The 21,880-nt window shown below is 62.0% G+C and carries 15 protein-coding genes; 7 read left to right on the forward strand and 8 right to left on the reverse strand.

What is annotated here, in order from left to right; genetic code table 11:
* Positions 1–48: 48 nt before the first annotated feature.
* Positions 49–981, forward strand: coding sequence for a UDP-glucuronic acid decarboxylase family protein (locus SINAC_RS23760; protein ID WP_015248108.1), 933 nt, complete (start codon positions 49–51; stop codon positions 979–981).
* On the opposite strand, the gene SINAC_RS23765 is transcribed toward SINAC_RS23760, so the two are convergent.
* The 5 genes from SINAC_RS23765 to SINAC_RS23785 all read right to left on the reverse strand — a co-directional run bounded on the left by SINAC_RS23765 (position 908) and on the right by SINAC_RS23785 (position 10,932).
* Positions 908–4,015 carry an FG-GAP-like repeat-containing protein gene (locus SINAC_RS23765; protein WP_015248109.1) on the reverse strand — a complete coding sequence of 1,036 codons (3,108 nt, stop codon included), beginning with the start codon at positions 4,013–4,015 and terminating at the stop codon, positions 908–910. The genes SINAC_RS23760 and SINAC_RS23765 overlap by 74 nt on opposite strands.
* Positions 4,012–5,796 (reverse strand): CRTAC1 family protein, encoded by a 1,785-nt coding sequence (locus SINAC_RS23770; RefSeq protein ID WP_020466695.1) that lies wholly within the window; start codon positions 5,794–5,796, stop codon positions 4,012–4,014. The genes SINAC_RS23765 and SINAC_RS23770 overlap by 4 nt, the downstream gene beginning before the upstream one ends.
* Before the next feature lie 181 nt (positions 5,797–5,977).
* Entirely contained in the window at positions 5,978–6,400 is a 423-nt protein-coding gene (locus SINAC_RS23775; RefSeq protein WP_244884899.1) for a hypothetical protein, read from the reverse strand.
* Between the two features lie 175 nt (positions 6,401–6,575).
* The gene (locus SINAC_RS23780) at positions 6,576–7,592 is read right to left on the reverse strand and encodes a DUF1559 domain-containing protein (RefSeq protein WP_015248112.1); all 1,017 of its coding nucleotides are present in this window, start codon (positions 7,590–7,592) and stop codon (positions 6,576–6,578) included.
* A gap of 1,195 nt (positions 7,593–8,787) precedes the next feature.
* A complete protein-coding gene (locus SINAC_RS23785) occupies positions 8,788–10,932 on the reverse strand; it encodes a sigma-70 family RNA polymerase sigma factor (RefSeq protein ID WP_237722735.1) in 2,145 nt (714 codons plus the stop codon).
* Between the two features lie 712 nt (positions 10,933–11,644).
* Between SINAC_RS23785 and SINAC_RS23790 the strand changes: the two genes are divergently transcribed.
* Together SINAC_RS23790 and SINAC_RS23795 are read left to right on the forward strand one after the other, a co-directional pair.
* The gene (locus SINAC_RS23790; RefSeq protein WP_020466697.1) at positions 11,645–13,078 is read left to right on the forward strand and encodes a TlpA family protein disulfide reductase; all 1,434 of its coding nucleotides are present in this window, start codon (positions 11,645–11,647) and stop codon (positions 13,076–13,078) included.
* Positions 13,079–13,126: 48 nt separating this feature from the next.
* Positions 13,127–13,381 carry a hypothetical protein gene (locus SINAC_RS23795; RefSeq protein WP_015248115.1) on the forward strand — a complete coding sequence of 85 codons (255 nt, stop codon included), beginning with the start codon at positions 13,127–13,129 and terminating at the stop codon, positions 13,379–13,381.
* Between the two features lie 7 nt (positions 13,382–13,388).
* Here the strand turns inward: SINAC_RS23795 and SINAC_RS23800 are convergent, their stop codons facing one another.
* Positions 13,389–14,342 carry a hypothetical protein gene (locus SINAC_RS23800; RefSeq protein WP_015248116.1) on the reverse strand — a complete coding sequence of 318 codons (954 nt, stop codon included), beginning with the start codon at positions 14,340–14,342 and terminating at the stop codon, positions 13,389–13,391.
* 105 nt (positions 14,343–14,447) lie between these two features.
* On the reverse strand, positions 14,448–15,320 hold the full coding sequence (locus SINAC_RS23805; RefSeq protein ID WP_015248117.1) for a ParA family protein: 873 nt from the start codon (positions 15,318–15,320) through the stop codon (positions 14,448–14,450).
* A gap of 1,027 nt (positions 15,321–16,347) precedes the next feature.
* Here SINAC_RS23805 and SINAC_RS23810 point away from each other — a divergent pair.
* From SINAC_RS23810 to SINAC_RS23820, 3 genes are all read left to right on the forward strand, one after another.
* Positions 16,348–17,019, forward strand: a complete 672-nt coding sequence (locus SINAC_RS23810; RefSeq protein ID WP_015248118.1) for an ABC transporter ATP-binding protein — start codon at positions 16,348–16,350, stop codon at positions 17,017–17,019.
* Entirely contained in the window at positions 17,016–18,377 is a 1,362-nt protein-coding gene (locus SINAC_RS23815; protein WP_015248119.1) for an ABC transporter permease, read from the forward strand. The genes SINAC_RS23810 and SINAC_RS23815 overlap by 4 nt, the downstream gene beginning before the upstream one ends.
* Positions 18,378–18,467: 90 nt before the next feature.
* Entirely contained in the window at positions 18,468–19,136 is a 669-nt protein-coding gene (locus SINAC_RS23820) for a DUF3299 domain-containing protein (RefSeq protein WP_237722737.1), read from the forward strand.
* 25 nt (positions 19,137–19,161) lie between these two features.
* Here the strand turns inward: SINAC_RS23820 and SINAC_RS23825 are convergent, their stop codons facing one another.
* Complete coding sequence (locus tag SINAC_RS23825; protein WP_015248121.1) at positions 19,162–20,058, reverse strand: SMP-30/gluconolactonase/LRE family protein; 897 nt, start codon at positions 20,056–20,058, stop codon at positions 19,162–19,164.
* 338 nt (positions 20,059–20,396) lie between these two features.
* On the opposite strand from SINAC_RS23825, the gene SINAC_RS23830 reads away from it, so the two are divergent.
* Positions 20,397–21,758 carry a tetratricopeptide repeat protein gene (locus SINAC_RS23830; RefSeq protein WP_015248122.1) on the forward strand — a complete coding sequence of 454 codons (1,362 nt, stop codon included), beginning with the start codon at positions 20,397–20,399 and terminating at the stop codon, positions 21,756–21,758.
* Positions 21,759–21,880 lie beyond the last annotated feature (122 nt).

Here is a 21,880-nt window from a genome sequence, read left to right on the forward strand (position 1 = left end):
GGCATACCACCTTCGTCTTCGGACGCCAGAGCGGATGGAAGTGTTGCGATGAGAACGGTCATCACCGGCGGTGCGGGTTTTGTAGGATCGCATCTCTGCGAGCGGTTCTTGGCCGAAGGGGACGAGGTCCTCTGCGTCGATAACCTTCTGACAGGGCATCGTCGCAATATCGTTCATCTGATGAACGATCCCAAGTTCCAGTTCATCGAGCACAATATCTCCGAGCCGCTCCAGGTGGACGGTCCGGTGGACAACGTACTCCACTTTGCCAGTCCGGCGAGCCCGGCCGACTACCTGGCCCATCCGATCCCGACGCTCAAAGTCGGTGCCTTGGGCACGCACAACGCTCTCGGCCTGGCCAAGGCGAAAGACGCCCGGTTCTTGCTGGCGAGCACGTCGGAGGTCTATGGCGACCCCGAGATCCATCCCCAGCGCGAAGATTACTGGGGGAACGTCAACCCGATCGGTCCTCGCGGCTGCTACGACGAGGCCAAGCGGTTCGCCGAGGCGATCACGATGGCCTATCACCGCTACCACGCCGTCAAGACGCGAATCGTCCGGATCTTCAACACCTACGGGCCTCGGATGAGGCTCAACGACGGCCGGGTCCTCCCCGCCTTCATGGGTCAGGTCCTCCGGGACGAGTCGCTCACCGTCTTCGGCAAGGGGGACCAGACCCGCAGCTTCTGCTACGTCACCGACCTGGTCGACGGCATCTACCGGCTGCTCCACGCCGATTTTTCCGAGCCGGTGAACATCGGCAACCCGTCCGAATTGACCGTGCTCGAGCTTGCGAAAGAGATCATTGCCATGGTCCCGACGACCAAGAGCACGATCATCTACAACCCGCTGCCCCAGGACGACCCCAAGCGCCGTCGCCCCGACATCACCCGGGCCCAAGAATTGCTCAGCTGGAACCCCACCATCGACCGGGCCGAAGGCTTGAAGCGGACGCTGGAGTACTTCCGGACCGTGGTCTAACGCGGTTCTCAGCCTCGATTGCGTTCCCTTGGGACCGCGGGTGACCCGCCCGCGGTCTTTCGGTGTCGAATCCCCGCCGCATCGCGATTGATCTTGAGGCGGGGCGATTCCGGAAATCCGCTTCCGTGAGAGCGAAGCCGACGAGGGGCTCGGGGGCATCCTGGCCTTCCCGCAAGAGGTAGGCGGCGTCGGCTCTCAGGTTCTCGAAGTGACTGGTTTGACCCGAAGGCCAATACACATCGATCGATTCGACACGGTCCTGGTCGCCCAGGCCGAAGTGGAGGCGAGAGTCGGACGCGGAGAGATAGCTTCCACCCCCGAATTGCCAGGCGGAATGGCGGACGCCGCCGCTCTTGAACTCGATCCGCGCTCCTGCCCCGTCGCGGGGCGACCGAGATCCCTCCAAGCGAAGTCCAAGGTAATGACCTGCTTTGGTCTGGTTATGAAAGTAGCTCAGGGGCTCTCCCTGCGAAACCAGGAGGAAGTCGACTTTGCCATCATTGTCGAGGTCGCCGACCGCGAGTCCTCGACCTAGGCGCGGAGTGGTCCAAGGAGGGCCGGCGTCGAGAGTGACGTCGACGAATCGTCCCGACGGACTTCCGGCCAGAAGGAGGGAGGGCATCGCGTAGGGGTAAAGCGGCCGAGAGTCGTTTACGTGCCCGTTGGCCGTGGCGAGGTCGAGGTGGCCATCGTTGTTGAAATCGAGAAAGGCGATCCCGAAGCCCAGGAGATAGCGACTCGGCAGTGCCGTGCCGGCGGCCGCGCTGTGGTCGGCGAAGAGGCCGCGCCCGAGGTTGCGGTAGAGCGTGGTTGACTCGTCGTAGAAATTGGTCACCGCGAGGTCGGGCAGGCCGTCGCCGTTTGAATCGCCGCAGGCCACCCCCATACCCGCCAGAAAGCCGCTGGCGGCGTTGGCAGCCAGGCCCGATTCAAGCCCCGATTCGCGAAACTTGAGGCCCCCTTGGTTCATGAAGGCGAAGTTCGCGGTCATGTCGTTGGCAACGAACAGGTCGACAAGCTTGTCACCGTCGAGGTCAACCGCGACGACTCCCAGCCCTCGGCCTTCGTGGTCCATGATCCCCGCCGCTTCAGACACATCCACGAATCGTCCACCGTCGTTCCGAAAGAGCCGATCGGCTTCGGACTCGAAGAGTTTGGGCTCGCAGTAGCTCGGCCGCTTCGTTTCCCGATCGTGGCAGCGGGTGGCGTGGTCGGGGTCCCAGCGCACGTAGTGGCAGACATAGAGGTCGAGGTCCCCATCCCCGTCGAGGTCGGCAAATGCGGCGGATGTGGGCCAGCCACGCGGACCGCTGAAACCTGCGGTCTCGGTTCGGTCCTGAAACGTCCCGTCCCCTTGGTTGTGGTAGAGGGCGTACGATCCGAAACGGGTGACGAACAGGTCGGGCCGGCCGTCGTTGTCATAGTCGCCGACCGCCACGCCGTGGCCGTACCCTCTAGGCATCGCCGCGATTCCGGAAGGCTCGCTGGCGTCCTCGAAGGTCCCGTTGCCCCGGTTGTGAAACAGGCGGTCGCCGGGGGAAGGTCTGTCGGAGGACGGGATTAAAGGACCCCCTTGGACGCAATAGACATCGAGCCATCCGTCGCCGTCGTAATCCAGTAACCCGATTCCTCCGGACATCGTTTCAGGAAGACGGCATTGAGAGGACCGGTCGTTGTCGAACGTGAAGTTGAGTCCTACCCGCTCTGCATCGTCGCGGAATTGAGGGTGGACCTGAACCTCATGCCTCGCAAGGCTCGCTCTTGATCGCTTCACGGTGACCGACGGCGCCATGTCGGCCAGGAGGTCCGCCAAGGTGGCGCCTGGTTTTAAGGAGGGCCGAGAATGTTCGAGCCGATTCAAGGCTGTTCGGGCCTCGTCATCGCCGGGATGGGTGCGGAGTCGCATCATCCACCAGCCTTCGGCTTCAATGCTCCGGCCGAGCGTTTCCGCGAGCTTGGCCATCTCCAGGCTCAGCAGGGGCAAGCGATCGGCCTTGGCCTCGAAGAGCCGATGATAGCGTTCCCGGTTTGCGTCAAGCTCCGCCTTCCGGCGACGGAGTTGGGCAGCCTGATCGGTCGCGCCGGCCAGCGCGTTCAGTTCGGCGAAGCGTTCGAGCGCACCCGGGAACGAGGGTTCGCACACCAGCAATCGCTCGAGCCCCTTGCGTTCGCCCTGGCGATCGTTGGCGTTTCTGGCAAACCAGGCACGCAGCTCTTGAACGTCTCCCTCGGTGAAGCCCTTGGCGGGAAGATGTTGCAAGGCGAGGCGGGCCTCCTCGGCGTTGTCGGTTGCGCGTGCCCAGGTGAGCCAGGAACGCCAGACGGCGGGATCTTCGGGGCGAACGTGGCGACACTTGCGAAGCCATTCCGCCGCCTCGTCGAGCCGGCCGGCCCGCCGGGCGAGGTTCGCAAGCCCGAGCCAAACGCGATCGTCGTTGGGAGCATCCCGCGTTGCCTGTTTGAACATGGTCAATGTGCGTTCGAGCGCAACGGCCTCGATGTCGAGCATCCAGAGAGCACGGAGCACCGGCAACGTGTCGGGGGCCTTTTTAAGATCCAGCCGGAGGACCTCGCGGGCCTCATCGCGACGGTCTTCAAATCGAAGGACGCGAACCAGCATTTCACGGGCTTCGGCGCGATGGGGGCCGCTTGCGCGAAGGGCATTCCAGAGCAGGTCTTCGGCACGGGCGAACTGCCCGCGTTCCAGCGCGATCGGGGCGATCCGCATGGCCGCTACATGGGCATAAGGCGACTCTGGTCCAATTCGCTCCCAGGCCTTCACGGCGGCGTCGAGACGACCGGAGGATTGCTCGCAGACGCCGAGTCCGAATGCGGCCTCGTCATGATTCGGCCAACGCCGGAGCACCGCGCTGAAGTCCCGGCTCGCGGTGACGAAATCGCCCCGATTCGCCGCATCCTTACCCGAATCGAGGAGGACGGCCGCGTTCCATTCCTGATAAATCCACCAGGCGCAGACGGCTACGGCCAACCCCCCGAGCGTCGTCAGGCCCAGCCATTTCACGCGGCCCGTCATGGAACACCCTTGAGAGTCGCGAACCGACGGTGGGAGAGGGCCGAGGACCCCTGGCGAATGGTCAGTACCGAGTCGACTGGGATCGGGCCTTGGGAGATGACGGAGCGTGAGCCGTCGGGCCACTCGACCTCGACACGGTCGATCGATGCTGCCGGGCCGAGTCCGAAATGGAGGGCTGAGTCGGACGCGGCGAGGATGCTTCCCCCTCGCATCAATGTCGCGATCCGGTCGCGGCCGCCGGCTCGGAGTTTGACCACCGCACCGATCGCTTCGAGGTTTGGTTTCAGGCCGACCAGCTTCACGGTCACTGCGTGATTGTTGCTCACACCCTCGTTCATGATGACGCGAAGTGGGCCGTCGATGGTCGTCATCACCAGGTCGATGTCGCCGTCGCCGTCGAGATCGCCCGCCGCGACGGCGCGGCCCGAACGGAGGGAATAGAGGTCAGGGCCCCAGTCGCTGGTCTTGTCTTGAAAATGCCCCTTCCCATCGTTCCGGAGGATCAGCGGCGGCTGGTCATAGGGGTCGGCCGTCCCTTTGGGAAACACGTGCCCGTTGCCTTGAAACAGGTCGGGCCAGCCGTCGGAATCGAAGTCTCCCAGGATGAGTCCCCAGCCGACGTAATGACTCGTCCGGCCGAATAAAGACGACTGCGTCGAGATGTCGAGATACGATTTTCCATCGAGATTGCGATTGAGCCGTGTCCCCTGGTGGTGGAAGTTTGAACGGGCGAGGTCGAGCCGGCCGTCGCCGTCGATGTCGGCGATGGCGATTCCCATGCCGGCCTCCGCACGCCCGGTGTCACTGTAGGCCACTCCGGCGACGACGGCTTCTTCGCGGAACCGGCCACCGGGAAGCCCTCGGTAAAGCTCGTTGGCCTGGCCATCGTTGGTGATGTAGAGGTCGAGCAGGTGGTCACCGTCGAGGTCGGCGAAGACGGCCGACATCCCCTTGCCGTCTGGGTTGTCGAGGCCGGCGGCCTTGGTGGCATCCGTGAACGTCCCGTCTCCGTTGTTGCGCCAGAGGCGATCAGGCTGGCCTTCGAGGTGCTCGGGACCCCGGAAGACCATCGTTTTGCCCCCGTAGTAGTGCATCAGTTCGGGGGGATGGATCGCGTCGACATTCACGTAGTTGGTCACGTAAAGGTCGGGCCAACCGTCGGAGTTGTAGTCGCCCCAGGTGGCCGAAATCCCCCATGCGTTGTCGGAGATTCCGGCGGCGTTCGTCACGTCGCGAAACGTGCCGTCCCCCTGGTTTTGCCAGAGGGTGTCGGGACCGTGCTGCGCGATGAAGAGGTCGAAATCGCCGTCGCCGTCGTAGTCACACACGGCCGTGCCCTGCGCCCAGCCGGTGTAGTGCAGCCCTGAACTTTTCGAGACGTCGACCCAGCGGCCGGGCCCATCGTTTCGGAATAGCCAGGGGCCCCCTGCGCAAGTGACCTTGTCGTTGTGAACCTCACTGCCGGGGGCGACGAAGATATCGAGGTCGCCATCGCCCTCGATATCGAGCAGGGCGACGCCTGTGCCAATCGCATCGAGAATGGAGCTCTTATCGGGGCTGCCGCATCGGGTCACGACGTCGAGCCCGAATTCATGAGCCCGGTCGATGAACCAGGGGCCAGCCGGGGGCGTTTTTGAAGTCTGCGGCACCACGACCGGCTGACCCTCGAGCGACGCCTGATCTCGGCAACCCGGCCCGGCGAGTGTCACCACGATTGCAACCCAGCCAAGAAGTCTTCCGAGCCCTTGGCCGGCAGGATCAGGGCACCGGTCGTGGCTCATTAACGTCTTCGGCTCATACTGGGCCAAGGTCGGTCTACCTGTTTCACGGCTTTTTCCTCTCCCCTGAGCCTGCGCGGCTAAGGGGATATTCGGAGTCTGCCACAGAACGATCGCCCCCTTTGCCTTTACCCTTCTCCAAGGATTCCAACCACGGCCATTTCCAGCCAGCCAGGGCGGCTGGTCAGTCGAGATCGAGTTTGAGAACTTCGGGATCCTTTTTGATCTCGACCACGAGCTTGGTCTCGCTCTCGGATCCGTACTTTGAGCGGAGGTCCAGCAATTCCGCGGGAGTCAACCCCGCCGCTGCGGCGATCGCTTTGCGGGATGCTTTGCTTGCGCCGCCGTCGATTGTGAATACGGCCGGGGTGAAATAGACCTTGTGGCGGCCCATTTTCACACCCTTGTAGTCCTCATCGTAGATCATTTCAAACTTGCCGGCGTCATCGGTTTTACCCCAACTGGGACGGCCCTCGGTGGGCATGAAGTTGACCATGATGTTCGGGACGGGCTTACCTTTATAGGCGACCGTTCCAGTTACCCTTGCCATCTCGGGGTAGTCGCCCTTGCTGCAACCGGCAAACGCAAACATGACGGCCAGCGTCACAAACGCCGCGACTCGAACGGCACGAGATACGTATCGCATGATGAGCCTCAATGGCTTTTGCAGGAGAGAATGGATTCGTCAGAACGGCCTATGGGGGATGGATCGGCGGCGATGAGGTAAGGACAGGCCCTGGGGTTGTGCCACAGGGCCGGTTCTCAAGCTCCGTAAACGGGTGTCAGTAAGAGTCCGACGAGATGACTTCGCCGAGGTTCCTGGAGAACAAACCACGATAGGTTTGGAAGTTGATGCTGTTCTTGATGAACTGAACGTGCCCGTCCGTGAACAGGACGTTCACACCGCCGGGATGGCCGCCGACAGCGCCTCGCGAGTTCGGGAAATTCGAGTTGGGGGGGAACGGCGGCGAGCTGCTCCCGAGCTCACCCGCGACGACCATGCCCTGAGACGGGTGATGCGTCCACATGAACTGGTTCGACCCCGTATTCTTCCCGATCCAGCTATGCTCGGCGTTGCGCGACAATTCCAGAAGAAGGAATGTGTTGCTGGTCCCGTCGGTCACGTCGCGCATGTTGAGGCTAAGGTTGACCGCCGCCATGCCGTCGGTGATGGCCGGCCCACCATTGTTCAGTCGTTCGGGGCAGCAACCCGCGTAGCCGGTGCCGACGTTGATGCCGTAGTCTTTCCACGCGCCTCGGGGGCCCGGGCTGATTGCGACGGTGGTGATGACGTCCGGGATCGAGGGGCATGAGAAGACATTCGGAGCCATGGTGGACACGGTCGAGTTTGCCAAGCTGCCCTGGGGACCGCGATTGCCGCTCGAGCCGCCCCAGGGGCCCGCGGTTTCGGGGATACTCGCGGCGTAGGCCGGAAGGATGAAGTTGGTTGCGTTGAAGATGTTATTCCCTTCGATGAAGTTCAGGGTCAATGCCGCCCACGAGTAGCTCCCAAACGGGCAGCAGCCCGCTGCATTGGGCTCGGTCCAGTCACTCGAGCTGGGGTAGACGTTGTTCCCTTGATAGTTGGGCGAGTAGTTCGACATGGGGAACCCGCTGTTGACGTCGTGATAGTTGTGAAAGGCGATCCCGAACTGCTTCAGGTTGTTCGTGCACTGGGCGCGACGGGCCGCCTCTCGCGCAGACTGGACGGCGGGCAACAGGAGTGCAATGAGAACCGCGATGATTGCAATGACAACCAACAACTCAATCAACGTGAAACCGGATTTTCGGCGTGACATCAGCAGACCTCCGAATAAGCGACAAGAACGACTCTTGTACTCGACCGCCGGTCGACGATGACGATGGCGCAAATCAATGGAATGACCGCGTCGCGAGCACAAATTGGTCCGGACGGCTGTTGGGTGACTTTACGACGTCGCACGCTTACGATTTTGAGCGACCTCTTCAAGAATCCTCGCGAAACCGCCAGCCTGCAATCGATGTTGGCCGACCGTACAAATGAGGCGCGTGATGATCCACGAATCGACCCTCCTTCCCTTTGCCGAGAGGCTTGTCGAATCAATGCGTAGATGAATTCCGTCTTGATATCGATCTCAAAAGCAAGATCGATGAAGACGCGAAGTCTTCAAAAAGATGGCATGGGAAATTGGCTTGAAACCGGGCCACGATTTTTTGAGTAGACTCACTTGAGTGAGAAGTTGCCAGACAGTTCACTCGACTCTTCATTTCCGAACAGTCGCGGTTAAAACCGAGCGCGTTAGCACAACCTACACTCTCGTCAAAAAACGAAGAGCATGTGTTATTTTGAGATATCGCACGTGTTCGATGAGTTTCTCGATTAGAGCGGTTTCCAGTATATAGTCAAGAAGATTGTCTGTCGAATATCGAGCTATTTTCGACGCGCACTCACGCACTCATCATTATGTTCGTCGCTACTGTGGGAGTGTGATACAAGTACGAACCGATTAAGAAAAGCGTTGGGCCAACAAGAATGAATGATTTAAGAAGGGCGAGTAACGATGATGCAACGGCATGATCAGAACGTTGAGAGACGAAGACGTTTCCTCGGCGTTCCCTGCTTCCGCTTCCCGGTTTGATTTCTGGATTTCTGGCGGACAATCAGGTCGGCATGGACGTACGCGGTTGGCTTCCATCGCAGTGTGGAAGACGTTCAGGCTATATGCGTCAGCCTCGGAGTCGTTGGGGGCCGCGGTGCTCCTTCGCAAGGCTCCCGCGACTGCCTTGGCGATTCCTTGGGGGCGTCGGAAGACGGCGAATTTCAGATGTGGGCGGGGTGGGGCCTCGGTTGGTGGCGGCGCGGTGGCCTGGGGCTGCCACCGCAGTTCGACCGAGTAGACGTGTTGGTAGAGGGCTTGTCGGCTGCAATCCGCCTGCTCGACGCGGCGGGTGACCGTCTCCGGAAGATCTTGAGAAGACGGTGGCGGCGTTCAGGTTGGTGGTCCGTTCGGACGGCTACGGAAGGGGGATCGGCTTCTTGATCTTCAAGTCGAGCGGTCGATCGACCACGCGTTCGCCGCTTTCGAGTCCGCGCTTGACCTCGATCCGCTTGCCGTCGGATGCACCCAGGGTCACCTCACGCCAGTCGACGTTGCCGTCCGGTTTCTTGACCGCGACGTAGTCTTTACCGTCGTCGTGACGGACCGCCTGAAGCGGCACACTGAGTACGTCGTCAAGATCGTGAACAAGAATCTCGGCTGAGGCCGTCATGCCCAGCCGCAGATCGGAAAGTCGATTCTCAATTCTGACGTTGGTGCCATAGAGCTTGTCGTTGGAACGTTGGAGGGAAGTGTGTGGGGCAGGAAGCGGAGATATGGATTCGACAGCGCCGGTCATAACCTCATCCGGGAACGCGTCGACCTTGATTTGGGCTCGCAATCCCAGCCGGAGTTGGTCGACGTACGATTCCTTCGCCTTGGTGTGCAGCCAGAACGGCCCTTCGAGATCGCTCACCGTGACGATGATTTGCCGCTCGCGGACGGTGGCTCCCTGCTTGATCGTGGGCTGTCCGGCGATTCCACCGGGCGCGTTGGCGTAGAGGACGAGTCCATCGTTGGGGGCGTAGAGCTTACAGAAACGGATCTGGTCCTCGAGGTTCGCCCCCTTTTTCCTCTCCCGGTCCAGTGTCTGCCGTTTGGCGAATTCGGCCCCCCGCGCTGTTTCAATGTCGAGCTTGAGTAAGTGGATCGTCTTGTTCCGCCTGTACTTCTCGAGCACATCGTGCTTGATTTTGGCCAGCTCAATCCCCTTCTTCTCACGCACGAGGGTCTGTTCGCTTGCATCGATGCGGTCGTCTAGGTCGACCTCGGCCAGGAGATCGGCGGACGTCTTGGTCTCAGGCTTCGAGGCGATCATGTCGTTGAGCCGTTGACGGGCTCGGCGTGTCCGCTCGAGCCGGGCCTCAGCCATCTCAAGCGACGACTGGCCGATGGCGATCGCTCCTTGCAAGGCCGCTCGCTCCTGGACATAGGTTCCCTGGGCATACTCATTGAGAGTGATTTCGGCGAGTTCACGTTCAAGCTTGGCCTTTTGGGCTGCCATCTCGGACTCTTGCACCACGATCTGCTGGTTGGTCAACTGGTCCTTCAGGGCCGTCGAATCGAGCTCGCAGACGAGGTCCCCCTTTTTGACCTTGGTTCTCTCGGGAACGATCGAGGCGATGGTGGTCCGCCCCGCGACCTGGTTGATGAGGGAGGGATTCCGGGTTGCCTCGATCACCCCTCGCGTGACGAACGTGCTTTTAAGCGGACCCCGCTTGATCTCGTAAGTCGACAACGCGTCGGTATCACCCGTGGGAACCACCGGCGCTTCTTTTTGGGCAAGCAAGTCGACTCCGGACGTCGTCGCGGCCAGTGCAAGGAGGACTGCCGCCGTCTTCAACGATCGGATGATCGTCATGGTCCTGAGAACCTCCAGGGTTAGGATTGCAGCCGATTCTCGGAGCACGGTCCGAGATGTCACGAACTGAGAAATGCCACGGATTGTCGATTGCACCAGCGTCGGAGAGACCAGGGCCTTGGCGTCATCGAGCCTCAAGCCGGGAGCCAGCGGCCAGGCGCATGGGGCAATCCCCCGGCGGAGGAGTCGATCGCGAAGCCGGTCACGCCCTCGGGAGAGCCGGCTCTTGACTATTCCGACCGGCCAGCCCAGGTGCCGCGCGGCCTGCTCGTACGTGCCCCCTTCGAGGTCACAGAGCACCAGCGGAGCCCGGAATCGGTCCGGAAGTCGGGCGATCTCCTCGTGGAGAACCGGCCCGAGTTCGTCCTGCGTCTCGACCTGGCTCTCCTTCGTGCGCTCCGCCGCCGCCTGCTCGTGCCGCCTCCGACGCGCAGCGGCCGACCGGGCGCATGCGGCGGTGCGATACGCCACTTGATGGAGCCAGGGACCGATCGAGTCGCGCACCCAGAGCGTCCGGGCCTTCCCGACCAACACCAGGAACGTGGCCTGGAACGCATCCTGCGCCTCATGCGAGTCGGCCAGTACGCCCCGGCAAACGCGCAGGACCATCGGACCATGCCGTTCGACCAGGACCTCGAAAGCAAGCTCCGCAGCCTCCCCCTGTGCGGCTGCGAACCGCTCCAGAAGCTGACCGTCCGTCAACTCCCCGACTGCTCCGACGTTAAAGAGGGTGCGAAGCTCTCCGAGATATGCCCTGTCCCTTCCGATTGCCACAGGTTTTGATGCTCCGGCTTTCTCCTCGCCTCATCTCATCTCGAACAACAAGCAGTAATGTAACGGCGGTGGGCGGTGGTTCCCACTTTCTCAAAGAACCGACCCCTCCGGCCAGTAACCAGGAAGCGCAGCCATTGCGGATCGCTCGCCTTCCTCAAGCCTTTGACTGACCTGAATCGGCTTTTCTTCTTTCAGTACAACAAACTGGTTGACATGCTGACCTCCCCCTTTGGAGCCTTTTTACGTAACTTCAAGTGGAATCAGCATGGTCGTTTTTTTCAGCCCCCGTGTACGCTTCCGCCGGATGAACCAGAATTGGTCTAAGTTTTCGTGTCATGCCATAAGAGGTGAGCGTGTGAATATTATTCAAGTTTGCATTTATGTTATTTATTATTTGTTTATAGGTAAGGGGATTGTGTGTCTTAGATCGGTTCGATCTTGGAATTTGAATAAGACCGATGAGTCGTGGATGCGCAGGAATTGCAGAGACTTACGGTCGTTGTCACGTACTGTGCTGCAGTATTATTGGGGCACGACAAGAGCATCCACCTGATGTCCGCTTTGGTGAAGGCGATGATTGTGGTAACCGTCGCCTGATCGACACTGAATTGAGGCATATGTGATAAAAGCAAAACATTTGATGATCGTGTGCGTCGTCGCGATTGGTAGCACGACGGCAATCGGGGCAGTCGGGCTGGCAAACAGCGGTGCTGACGATTCGAAGCTCGCAGTACAAGACGAGTCCAAGCGTCCTGGGCCGCCACTGGCCGAGAGGCTTGATCGCCTCAAGGCCGAGTACGAGGATGCCTTCCGAGCTTACAACGCGTTCTTTCGCGGTTCCACGATCCCGGAAGCGAACAAAGCGAAGGCCGCCGAGATCTGGCCTGACCTTCCGGCCGTCGTCCGCCGGATTGCCGATCAGGCAGCGATTGCTCCGAAGGATCCGGCCGTCAGGGATGCTTGGCTCTGGGTGATCGAGCAGATCCGCCCGTTCCGCGATGGCGGCCCTTATGCCGGCGAGTTTGTTGTCGCGGCGAACTGGCTCGTCCTGCACTTCGGCGACGACCCCGATGCGGTGCGGGTGGGACTCGAGTTCGCTAATCAGCTGACCGCTAGCCGCGACTTCCTCCTGCTGAACTTCTACGCCTCGGCGAAGGGTCGAGAATCGAAGGGACTAGCCCGGCTGGCTCTGGCGAAGTACCTTGAGCGTAAGGCCGTGCAGGTCGAGCAGGCCAGGAAGATCGAAGGCCGGCCAGCGCGCATCCGTAGCAAACCGGTCAATACGGACGGGCCGCTCAATGGTAAGAATGCGGTCATGCCCGCCGTGGAGTACGCCTATTTCCTGCACTTAAAGCAATGCGACGCGGGCTACCTCCGCGCCGAGGCGCAGCGGCTGTATGAGGAGGTGATTGCCCAGTACGACGACGTGCCGTACATCACAGCAAGCGATCGGCTGACGGAAGCCCTGCTCAGGCAACCGGAGCCGAAATGGAACGGCCAGATCCTTACTGCTGAAGAGCGGCGCAGGATCGAAAATGCGATTGCACGCCGCCGCCGCTCGACACTTGGCCAGGAGGCCGAGGCCCGGCTCGACGACTGGCACAACCTGGCCGTAGGCAAGCCGGCGCCCGAGATCAATGGGGTAGACGTCCACGGCAAATCCTTGGCGCTGTCCGACTACCGCGGCAAAGTCGTGGCGATAGTCTTCTGGGGCACATGGTGCGGCCCCTGCATGCAAGAGATCCCCCGCGAGAAGGCCCTGGTTGAGCGCATGAAAGGCCGGCCGTTCGCCGTGCTCGGCGTCAACACCGACGCCGACGCCGTGGTCGCCCGAAAGACGATTGAGGCCGAAGGTATCACCTGGCCCAACTGGCACGACCGCATGCCCGGGCTCGAGAAGAATGAAGTGCTGAGCATCGAGGGGCCGATTTCCAAGCTCTACCGTGTGCGAACGTATCCGACCGTCTATCTCATCGACGCCGAGGGCAAGATCCGATCAAAGGGATTGAGAGGCGATGCGCTCGATCAACTCGTTGAAACGTTGGTAGCGGAGCAAGAAGCTGACAATGGCTGATAGCACGACAATCGTCGGCTAATCAAGCGACCTGGGGACACTTACCCGGTGTCACATGGCACAGGCGACGGATTTGATCTGGAGCAATGTGTCCAGCGTTTGGGCGAGGCCTCGTTCCGGCGGCTCGAGGGTCTGATCGCCCGCGACCTGGCGCCGGGGGACTGGAACCGAATCGTGGTGGTCGACGCCAATGACGAAGCGATCGAAACGCGGAGCATCGTGGAGGCCATCGCAATGAAAAAGGCGGATGATGCGGAGGCGACCGGTTCATCGCTTGAGGAAAGCCAGGGCAGGGTGGTTTGAGCCCGGCCTATTTTGTCCGCCACCAGAGCGTTGGGGGGAGGCCGCGGGCCAGGCAATCGGGCTCGATCGCCTGGCGGAATCGTTTGGCGTCGATCGGGTATCCGGCGGTGGGGCGGAGGTCGGGGTATCGCGCTCGCCAGTGGGCGTTGAAGGCGTCCATCCAGGCTTCGCGGACGGTCTTGCTCACGATCGAGGCCAAGGCGACGAGTCCGTCGTCGGCGTCGGCCCGGGGGAGCAAACTGAGCTCGAGGTGCCGGCCGGGGCTCTTGACCGTGTAGTGGCTGAGCGCGGGGCCCTCGGGGCCACGGTCGATCCAGACGTCGTCGAAGAGGGTTTGCAGCGGCTCCATGTAGAAATGACGGCCGCCGTGCTTGTCCGAGCGGACCAACGTCGGTGTTCCGTCTCCCGCACGCTCCCAGAGCGAGCGGAGCAGATGCGCGAACGCGGCGAAATGGACTGTGGCTTTCGATCGCGACGTCTCGAGACCCGCATTGAAGCGAGCCGGGCCGACGACCACGGTCTGGACGCCGACGATCCGCCAAGGGACCCCGGCAAGCGGGTTTTCCGACCACCGATCGTGGAGGTCGCGCGACTCGGGCCGGGGCCAGTGCGGGTCGTCATTCTCGTCGAGCCAGGGGGCGAGTTCGACGTCGGCGAGTGTGCCTGCGTCGATCGCTTGTAGGAGCCCGCCGAACGAACGAGGGAGTGGGCAGCCGGTGGCCGCCAAGGTTGCAAGGCAGGTGGCTTCGAGCCGTTCTCGGCCCCGGCCGCCTTTGAGGATGGCCTTGGAGTCGTCGATCCAGAGGCGATCCGGATCGCCCCCCGCGCGGGCGACGGTCGAGGCGAGATCCCCCCAGAGATCGGGGGGGCTCGTGCCCGGTCCTTCGGCGATGATCGCCGTCATCACGAGGGGGCCCAGGTTCGGCCCGTAGCCCGCCTCGTCGATTCCTACCCAACGCATGGTTGTCCCGCTCGAGCCGGATCGACCCACCTTTTTGAATTTCTCAAGGCGAGCGAAACCAGGAAGTCAGGGAGTTTACACTCCCCGCTCGCCTTACGGCAAAGCTTAGGCGCTGCGGGCCGTCGGAGCCTCTTCATGCGCCCCGTCCGAGCCATGAGCCCGGGCCCCGGAGCCGATCCAGAGCGAGGCGGGCTGACGCCCTTGGAGTTCGGCCGCCAGCGAGGCGTAATCCTCTGCGCCTCGGCTGCTCGGAGCATACTGGAAGATCGATTGGCCGAAGCTCGGACACTCGGCCAGGCGGATGTTCCGCCGGATCCGGGTGCGGTAGACCTGGGCGTCCGACCAGGGCATCGGCGGGGAGCGTCGGCCGTCGAAGAAGCGGTCGAGATCCTCGATCACTTCGCCTCCGAGCCGGGTGCCCGCGTCGTAGAGGCAGAGGAGCACCCCGGCGACTCGCAGCTCGCGGTTGACTCGCCGGGCGACCAGGTTGATCGTCTCGAGCAACTTCGAGAGTCCGTGCAACGCCAGGAAGTGGGCCTGCAAGGGGATCAAAACCTCTTTCGCTGCGCAGAGCGCATTGAGCGTCAAAATGCTCAGCGAGGGAGGGCAGTCCATCAGGACGTAGTCGAACGATTCGGTGTCGGCCTCGAGCTGGTCGCGAAGGATGGTCTCGCGCCCGACCATATTGATCAGCTCGAGTTCCGCCCCCGCCAGGTCGATATGGCTGCCGCAGATATAGAGGTTGGGCGCAACCTCGCGGCGGACTTCTTCCAGGGGCATGCCCTGGGTCAGGACATCGTAGAGCGACGGTCCCGAGCGGCCGGGGAGGAGTCCGAGGTGGAGTGTTGCGTGGGCCTGAGGGTCGAGGTCGAGCACGAGCGTTCGGTGCCCCTCGGCGGCCAGTGCGGCGGCGAGGTTCACGGTCGAAGTCGTCTTGCCTACCCCGCCTTTCTGATTCAGTACGGCGATCCGTCGCATGGTGGATTCCCTCCTCCTGGGGGTCCCTTTCGTTCGCCGCTCGCCTCGACAAGGCGCCACGGTCTTGGCGGGAGTCTATTCTATTCAGACCCGAACGCAAAGCCGAATTGCGCCGAGACGAACCCCCGGGAAATCTCTTGGGTGAGGTGTCTCTTCGTGCATTGCGTAACGCCCGAAAGATTTCGGTCGCCGTGGTCCGTGAAGGTCGCAGCGGGAACCTTTTCGGATTTGCGACGACTTGAGACTTATCGGTTCGATCACGACCGAACACCAAGTCTCTCTTTGCGCCGGCGTGATCTTTCGGCTTTGCCCGGTCGCCCGGCCGCTTGGGAACGACCCCGGCGGCCCGCTCGGTTGCGAATGTGAGGATCGCTCTTGACGTGGAATCGCGCCGGCTTGAAGCTAGATTGAGATTGCATCTTCTTGGATGACCTCAGTGCGGGTGGTTGATTTGACACGGCCGCGCGTTCGTTCTCTCCTGCTCTCCTCGCTTGTCGTGCTCCATGGCGCTGTCGCCACGTTCGGGACAAGCCTGCACTCGGCCTCTTTCTGCACCCACTGCGGGTTTGCCGAAGGCCACAACCCGAGTACGGGCCGAAGCTTGACCGCGCTCGCGATGATCCAGGCCACGCTGTCGGCGGATGATTGTCCGCTCTGTCACTTCTTCGCTCAGGGGCAACTCCCCGGCGTTGCTTCATCCGCCACGGCGCGTACGCCTCTGGCTTTAGGTGTTGCGACTACGCCCCGCGCCTTCGTATTCGTCTCACTTTGTGATACTCGCCCCGCTTCGCCTCGAGCCCCACCTCTGATCTGACTGCGCAACCTCGCGGGACAATCATTCTCGCGAGTGCCCCCACCCCAACGGAAAGATTCTAGAAGAGGGCAGGGGGGGACGGATTCCATCTCAAACAAGGCCGACTTCCCGGCTCCTTCATGATCCGGCGTGCAGTCAGGTGAACACGCTTTCTGAGAACGAGGGTTTGGGGCCACTTTGCGTGTGGCACGGATTTCAAACAGGAAGGGACGAATGCTTCTCCTCAGGAATGTGAAGAAATCGTTCGCGGAACCAGGCGGGGGCCGGCTCCCGATCCTGGACGTCGACGAGTTCCAGGTCGACGCGGGCGAGCAGGTCGTGCTGGTGGGGCGGAGTGGCTGTGGGAAGACCACGCTCTTGCATGTGATTGCCGGGATCAGCACGCCCGACTCGGGTGAGATCCTGGTGGATGGTCGCGACCTCGTGCGGCTCGACGAGGCGGAGCGGGACCGGTTCCGCGCGGAGAATATCGGATACGTGTTCCAGTCGTTCAACTTGCTGGCCGGTTTCACCGCCTTGGAGAACGTGCTGCTCGGCATGGCGTTCGGTCAAGGCCGCCGTGATCCCGCGCGTGCCCGCGAGTTGCTTGAACGGGTGGGGCTGTCGTCTCGGCAGCGGCACAAGCCAGCGCAGCTCTCCATCGGCGAACAACAGCGCGTCGCGGTGGCCCGATCGCTGGCGAACCGGCCCCGGCTCCTGCTCGCGGACGAGCCGACCGCGAGTGTGGACGCCAAGAACCAGCAGCAAGTCATCGACCTGATCCGTGAGACCTGCGAGGAGGAGGGCGTTGCCCTACTGCTGGTTACGCACGCTCCGGAGATTGCGGCCCGGTTTGAGCGGACCGTGCAACTCGAGAACCTCAACAAGGTGGCGGCCCTCACATGAGTCTCATCGCAATTGCCTGGCGGAGTCTCACGCAACGGGCCTTGGCCTCGACGTTGACCGGCCTCTCGATGGCGCTTGGGGTGGCGCTGGTGGTCATGGTGCTGGTCGCCTACCACGTCATCTCCGACTCGTTCCAGCGAGGCGCGGGGGGAGGCTACGACGTGATCGTCGGAGCCAAAGGGGGGAAACTCCAGCTTGTGCTCAACACGGTCTATCACCTGAGCACCCCCGTCGAGAATATTCCGTACTCCGTCTTCCACGACCTCAACGAAGGCCGATTCAAGCCCTACGTGACCCGGGCGATTCCGTACTGCCTGGGAGACAATTACGAAGGCCAACGCGTCGTCGCCACCGTGCCCGACCTGTTTGCCGAGACCCAGTATGCACCGGGGCGGAAATACGCCTTCAGCGCGGGGCGGAACTTTCAGTCGAGCGGCTTCTTCGAGGGGGTCATCGGCGCCCTGGCGGCTTCGCGAACGGGGCTCAAGGTCGGCGATACGTTTCGGCCGACTCACGGCGTGAACGATGACGGCCAAGGGCACGAGCACGACGCCTTCAAGGTCGTCGGCATCCTCGAACCAACCGGAACGCCGAACGACCGCGCCCTCTTCATCAACATTGAGGGGTTCTACCTCCTCGAGAATCATGCCAAGCCGGTCGGTGAGACAAACCCAGCCGACCCGAAGGCCAAGGTCGACGTTGCCAGCGGCCACGAAGAGCACGAGGCGACGCACAAGCATCACGAAGGGGAAGCAGAGCACGAGCACGAAGGCCACGAACATAGCCATACTCCGCTCCCCGAAGATCAACGCGAACTGACGGCGGTGCTGGTCCGGACGTCTTCACCTGCCGCCTCGATCCAGCTTCCCAACCTGATCAACGAAGGGTCGGCGGCCCAGGCGGTGATGCCGGTTCGGGAGATCCGTGGGCTCTTCGACGTGATCGTCGGGCCGATTGAGACGGTCCTGCTTGCGCTCACGGGCTTGATCGTGGTGGTTTCGGGGGTGGGCATCTTGGTCAGCATCTACAATTCGATGAGTGAGCGCCGGCGTGAGATCGCGGTGATGCGTGCCCTGGGCGCGCGGCGATCGACCGTGCGGACGATCGTGCTCCTCGAGTCGATGCTGCTGTCGTTGACGGGAGGCTTGGCGGGGTGGATCCTGGGGCGTGCCCTGATCGCCGCGCTCAGCCCGGCGATCGCGGCCCGGACCGGAGTCGTGATCGGATTCGCGCCTTTGATCCCGGCCGAACTGGCGCTCGTCCCGGCCCTGATCGTGCTGTCGGCCCTGGCAGGATATCTACCGGCGATGACCGCCTACCGGACCGACGTCGCCAAGGCGCTCGCTTCCGCGCCTTGACGACTTCTCGCAATCTTTCCGACGAATCCCGATCATCCCATAGCCCCAGTGAAAGAGACGGGACGGAGATACGAACCTATGGAGAATCATATGACCGTTCGAGAGCCCGTGACGGATCTGCCCGAGGAGATCGTCGCCTACCGTCCGATCAGCCCGGCCGCCGCGGTGAGCGTGGTCACCGGCTTGCTCGCCTTGCTCGCGGCCATCCTGGTTTACGACCTGGGGGTGGGCACCTTCATTTTCGCCGCCGTGGTGGGCCTGATCACCGGGTATCGCGGCCTCTCCTCCGTTCGGCGGTATGACATGGCCGGCCGGGGGGCGGCGAAGGCCGGTCTCGTCTGCTCCGTCCTGGCGCTGGTGACCGGTGGTGCCGTGATGCTCTACCATGCCATGAATGAGGTGCCCGAAGGCTACGTGCCCATCTCCTACGAGCCCTTACAGCCCAAGGGGGGAGACCTGATCCCCGCGACGGCGAAGGAACTCGACGGCAAGAAGGTGTATATCAAGGGGTATATGTACCCGACCGACCAGACGACCGGGATCAAGGAGTTCGTCCTCTGCCGCGACAACGGGACCTGCTGCTTTGGCGGCCAGCCCAAGCTCACGGACATGATCCAGGTGAAGTTGAAAGAGCCGCTCGCCCTCGACTATCACACTGGCTTGCGGTACATCGCGGGCAATTTCAAGGTGGAACAGAACCAGGCCCCAGGTTCTCTGGGGACTGTGCTCTATCACCTCGATGCGGATTACGCGAAGTAAGAAGCCGCTTCTCTTTGGATGCTCATCAGGCCGATGGGGCAAGTGGTGTGAACGGCGGCAGGATGCCGGCCACGTTGAGTCGAACGCGATAAAGGCGATCGACGACGGTCAGGGTCAAGGCTTTGGCGTCGGGTTCGGACCAGGCGAGGTTGGCGGGCCGTTTCGGCAGCGCGATGATTCCGAGGAGCGTGCCCCCAGCCTCGTAAACCCAGACCCCTTGGGCGACGGCGACGTAGACCCGGCCGTCGCGGTCCACCTTCATGCCGTCGGGGCCTCCGGGCTGGTCGGGATCCATGGTTGCGAACACCCGACTCGAGCCGATCCGGAGCGTTCCCGATGGTTCGACGTCGAAGGCGCGGACGTGATACCGCGCGGTATCGCAGACATAGAGCGTGCGCTCGTCGGGGGAAAAGGCCAGGCCGTTGGGCTTCTCGAAGTCGTCCGCCAGCAGTCGCGTCTCGCCGCGTTCATCGAGCAAGTAGACGCCTTGAAAATGCAGTTGCCGGTCCTTGGGAGCAACGCCGTAGGGGGGGTCGGTGAAGTAGAGACCTCCGTCGGAGCGGGCCACGATGTCGTTGGGGCTATTGAGCCGCTTCCCCGACCATGTCTCCGCGATCGTCTGGACGTTGGTTCCGTCGGGATTCATGGCGGAAATCCGCCGACCGTTCTGCTCGCAGAACACAATACGGCCGTCCGAGGCATAGGTTTGACCGTTGGCGGCGCCGGTCTGTTCACGAACGATCTGCACCGAGCGATCGGGGCGCAGCCGATAGGATCGCTCGGCCCGGATGTCCTGGAAGAGGACGGAACCGTCGGGACACCAAAGTGGTCCTTCGGTGAATTCGAAGCCTTCGGCCAGAGGCTCGGGGGCTTCGGTAGCCACGATCTGGGATAATCCTGTGTCTCGCAAAATCGGATTCATCGGCCGAACCCTCCTATAAACCCGCATCCGGAGTTGACCGCGGCCACGGAAGCCTGCACAATTTAAGGGAAGAGCCGCTCGACGATCGAGGGATTCTCCATCTTTCAAGAAAACACAGAACGACGTGGGACGAGAAGCGCAAATCTGCGGGCTGGAAGAAGATTCGCCCGGTTGGTCGTCCCCGTTCTGAAGTTCAGTCTTGCATCGTAAGTTGTGTCTGGTTTCACTAGTATCAAGGTCGGGTCGTGCCTCGCAAAGGCTGCCGCGGGGTCGTTCGGAGCATCGCGTGGGCTCCCGACAGTACAGCGCCACGTCTCGGTTTCGGAGGGTTCGCCCTGATGTCCTCGGGATCGGATTTCACGAAGGCCCAGACTTTTTTCAATTACGGCAACGATGCCGCGATGAAGCAGAATTTCGAGTACGCGATCCAGATGTATCGGGAAGCGTGCAAGATCGACGTGGAAAATCTGCTCTACCGTGCGGCACTCCGAGGCATTGAGCGAAAAAAGTTTGCCAACGACCCGTCCAAGGTCGGCCGCCTGGTTGGTGCGAAGAACCAGCCGATCCGGCTCCGCGCCCGGGCCTCGAAGGCCAAGAGCAACTGGAAGAACGTTCTGGAAATTTGCGAAGAGGCGTTCGTCAACAATCCGTGGGATATCTCGGTCTCCCGGGACGCTGCCGAAGCGGCCGAGCAGCTGGGCTATAACAACCTGGCCCAGTGGATCGTCGAGGCGGTCCAGATGCAGGCGACCGACGCCGAGTTCTTCCGGTTCGCGGCCCACATTCATGAGATCAACGAGAGCTGGCCGAAGGCCATCGCCTGTTGGGAGAAGGTCAAGAAGATCGATCCCAACGATGAGAACGCGAACCGGCAGATCAATAGCCTGTCGGCTCAGGCGTCGATCAAGCGGTCAGGGATCAGCGACGCGATCGATAAGCACGACGACGCTCCGAGCGGTCCGGGCGAGGCCGAACTCGAGGAGATGAAGGCCCAGAAGCTGACCCCCGAGGAACGCTATCAGAAAGAGATCCTGGAGGATCCGACGCGGACCTCCTCCTATCTCCAACTGGCGGACCTATTCAAATTGCGCGGGCAGCTTGAAGAGGCCGAGAAGGTCATGGCTCGCGGCCTCAAGGCGAACCCCGGCAATCGGGACCTGGCCTTCGCCCATGCCGAGATCCAGATCAGCCGGATCCAGGGAGCCATCGATCGCTGCACCCGCAGGCTTGCCGAGAAGCCGGACGACGAGAAGGCCAAGGCGAAGCTCGAAGAGTTCACCACCCTGCTGAACGACTACCAGATCAAAGAGTTCCGGCGTCGGCTTACACTTCAGCCCGACGACATGGGGCTGCAACTCGAACTGGGGATCAGGCTGGCCCGGTCCGGCAAGCACGATGAGGCGATTGCCGCCTTCCAGCAAGCGCGGGCCAGCGCCGACCACAAAGTCCAGGCACTTCACCAGAGTGGGTTGAGCTTTGAATCCAAGGGGTCGTTGAAACTGGCCGAGCGCATGTACCAGGATGCGCTGAAGGCCGCCGATTCGACCGACATGGGGATCGTCAACGCCCTCCATTACCGCTTGGGCCGAGTTGCCGAGGCCCAAGGCAATCCGCAGGTGGCCGAAGAGCATTACAACGAGGTCGCCGCCAACGACTACAACTATCTCGACGTTGCGCAGCGGCTTCAGAGCTTGAATTGATGCCCCGGTTCGTGATATCCTCGCCGTTTCGCCGAAACTGGAACTTTTGAATGGGGCCAAGGTCGTTACCGCCACGCCCAACCAACCGGGCGTGTTCGGACCGTACCGATTAAGCCTTTTGG

Source organism: Singulisphaera acidiphila DSM 18658 (assembly GCF_000242455.2).
Lineage (GTDB): Bacteria > Planctomycetota > Planctomycetia > Isosphaerales > Isosphaeraceae > Singulisphaera > Singulisphaera acidiphila.

Coding starts and splice junctions, on each gene's coding strand:
- SINAC_RS23825 (WP_015248121.1), bottom strand. CDS start 20,058: ATGAATCCGATTTTGCGAGACACAGGATTATCCCAGATCGTGGCTACC.
- SINAC_RS23800 (WP_015248116.1), bottom strand. CDS start 14,342: ATGCGTTGGGTAGGAATCGACGAGGCGGGCTACGGGCCGAACCTGGGC.
- SINAC_RS23760 (WP_015248108.1), top strand. CDS start 49: ATGAGAACGGTCATCACCGGCGGTGCGGGTTTTGTAGGATCGCATCTC.
- SINAC_RS23820 (WP_237722737.1), top strand. CDS start 18,468: ATGACCGTTCGAGAGCCCGTGACGGATCTGCCCGAGGAGATCGTCGCC.
- SINAC_RS23830 (WP_015248122.1), top strand. CDS start 20,397: ATGTCCTCGGGATCGGATTTCACGAAGGCCCAGACTTTTTTCAATTAC.
- SINAC_RS23790 (WP_020466697.1), top strand. CDS start 11,645: ATGATCGTGTGCGTCGTCGCGATTGGTAGCACGACGGCAATCGGGGCA.
- SINAC_RS23780 (WP_015248112.1), bottom strand. CDS start 7,592: ATGTCACGCCGAAAATCCGGTTTCACGTTGATTGAGTTGTTGGTTGTC.
- SINAC_RS23810 (WP_015248118.1), top strand. CDS start 16,348: ATGCTTCTCCTCAGGAATGTGAAGAAATCGTTCGCGGAACCAGGCGGG.
- SINAC_RS23770 (WP_020466695.1), bottom strand. CDS start 5,796: ATGAGCCACGACCGGTGCCCTGATCCTGCCGGCCAAGGGCTCGGAAGA.
- SINAC_RS23765 (WP_015248109.1), bottom strand. CDS start 4,015: ATGACGGGCCGCGTGAAATGGCTGGGCCTGACGACGCTCGGGGGGTTG.
- SINAC_RS23815 (WP_015248119.1), top strand. CDS start 17,016: ATGAGTCTCATCGCAATTGCCTGGCGGAGTCTCACGCAACGGGCCTTG.
- SINAC_RS23805 (WP_015248117.1), bottom strand. CDS start 15,320: ATGCGACGGATCGCCGTACTGAATCAGAAAGGCGGGGTAGGCAAGACG.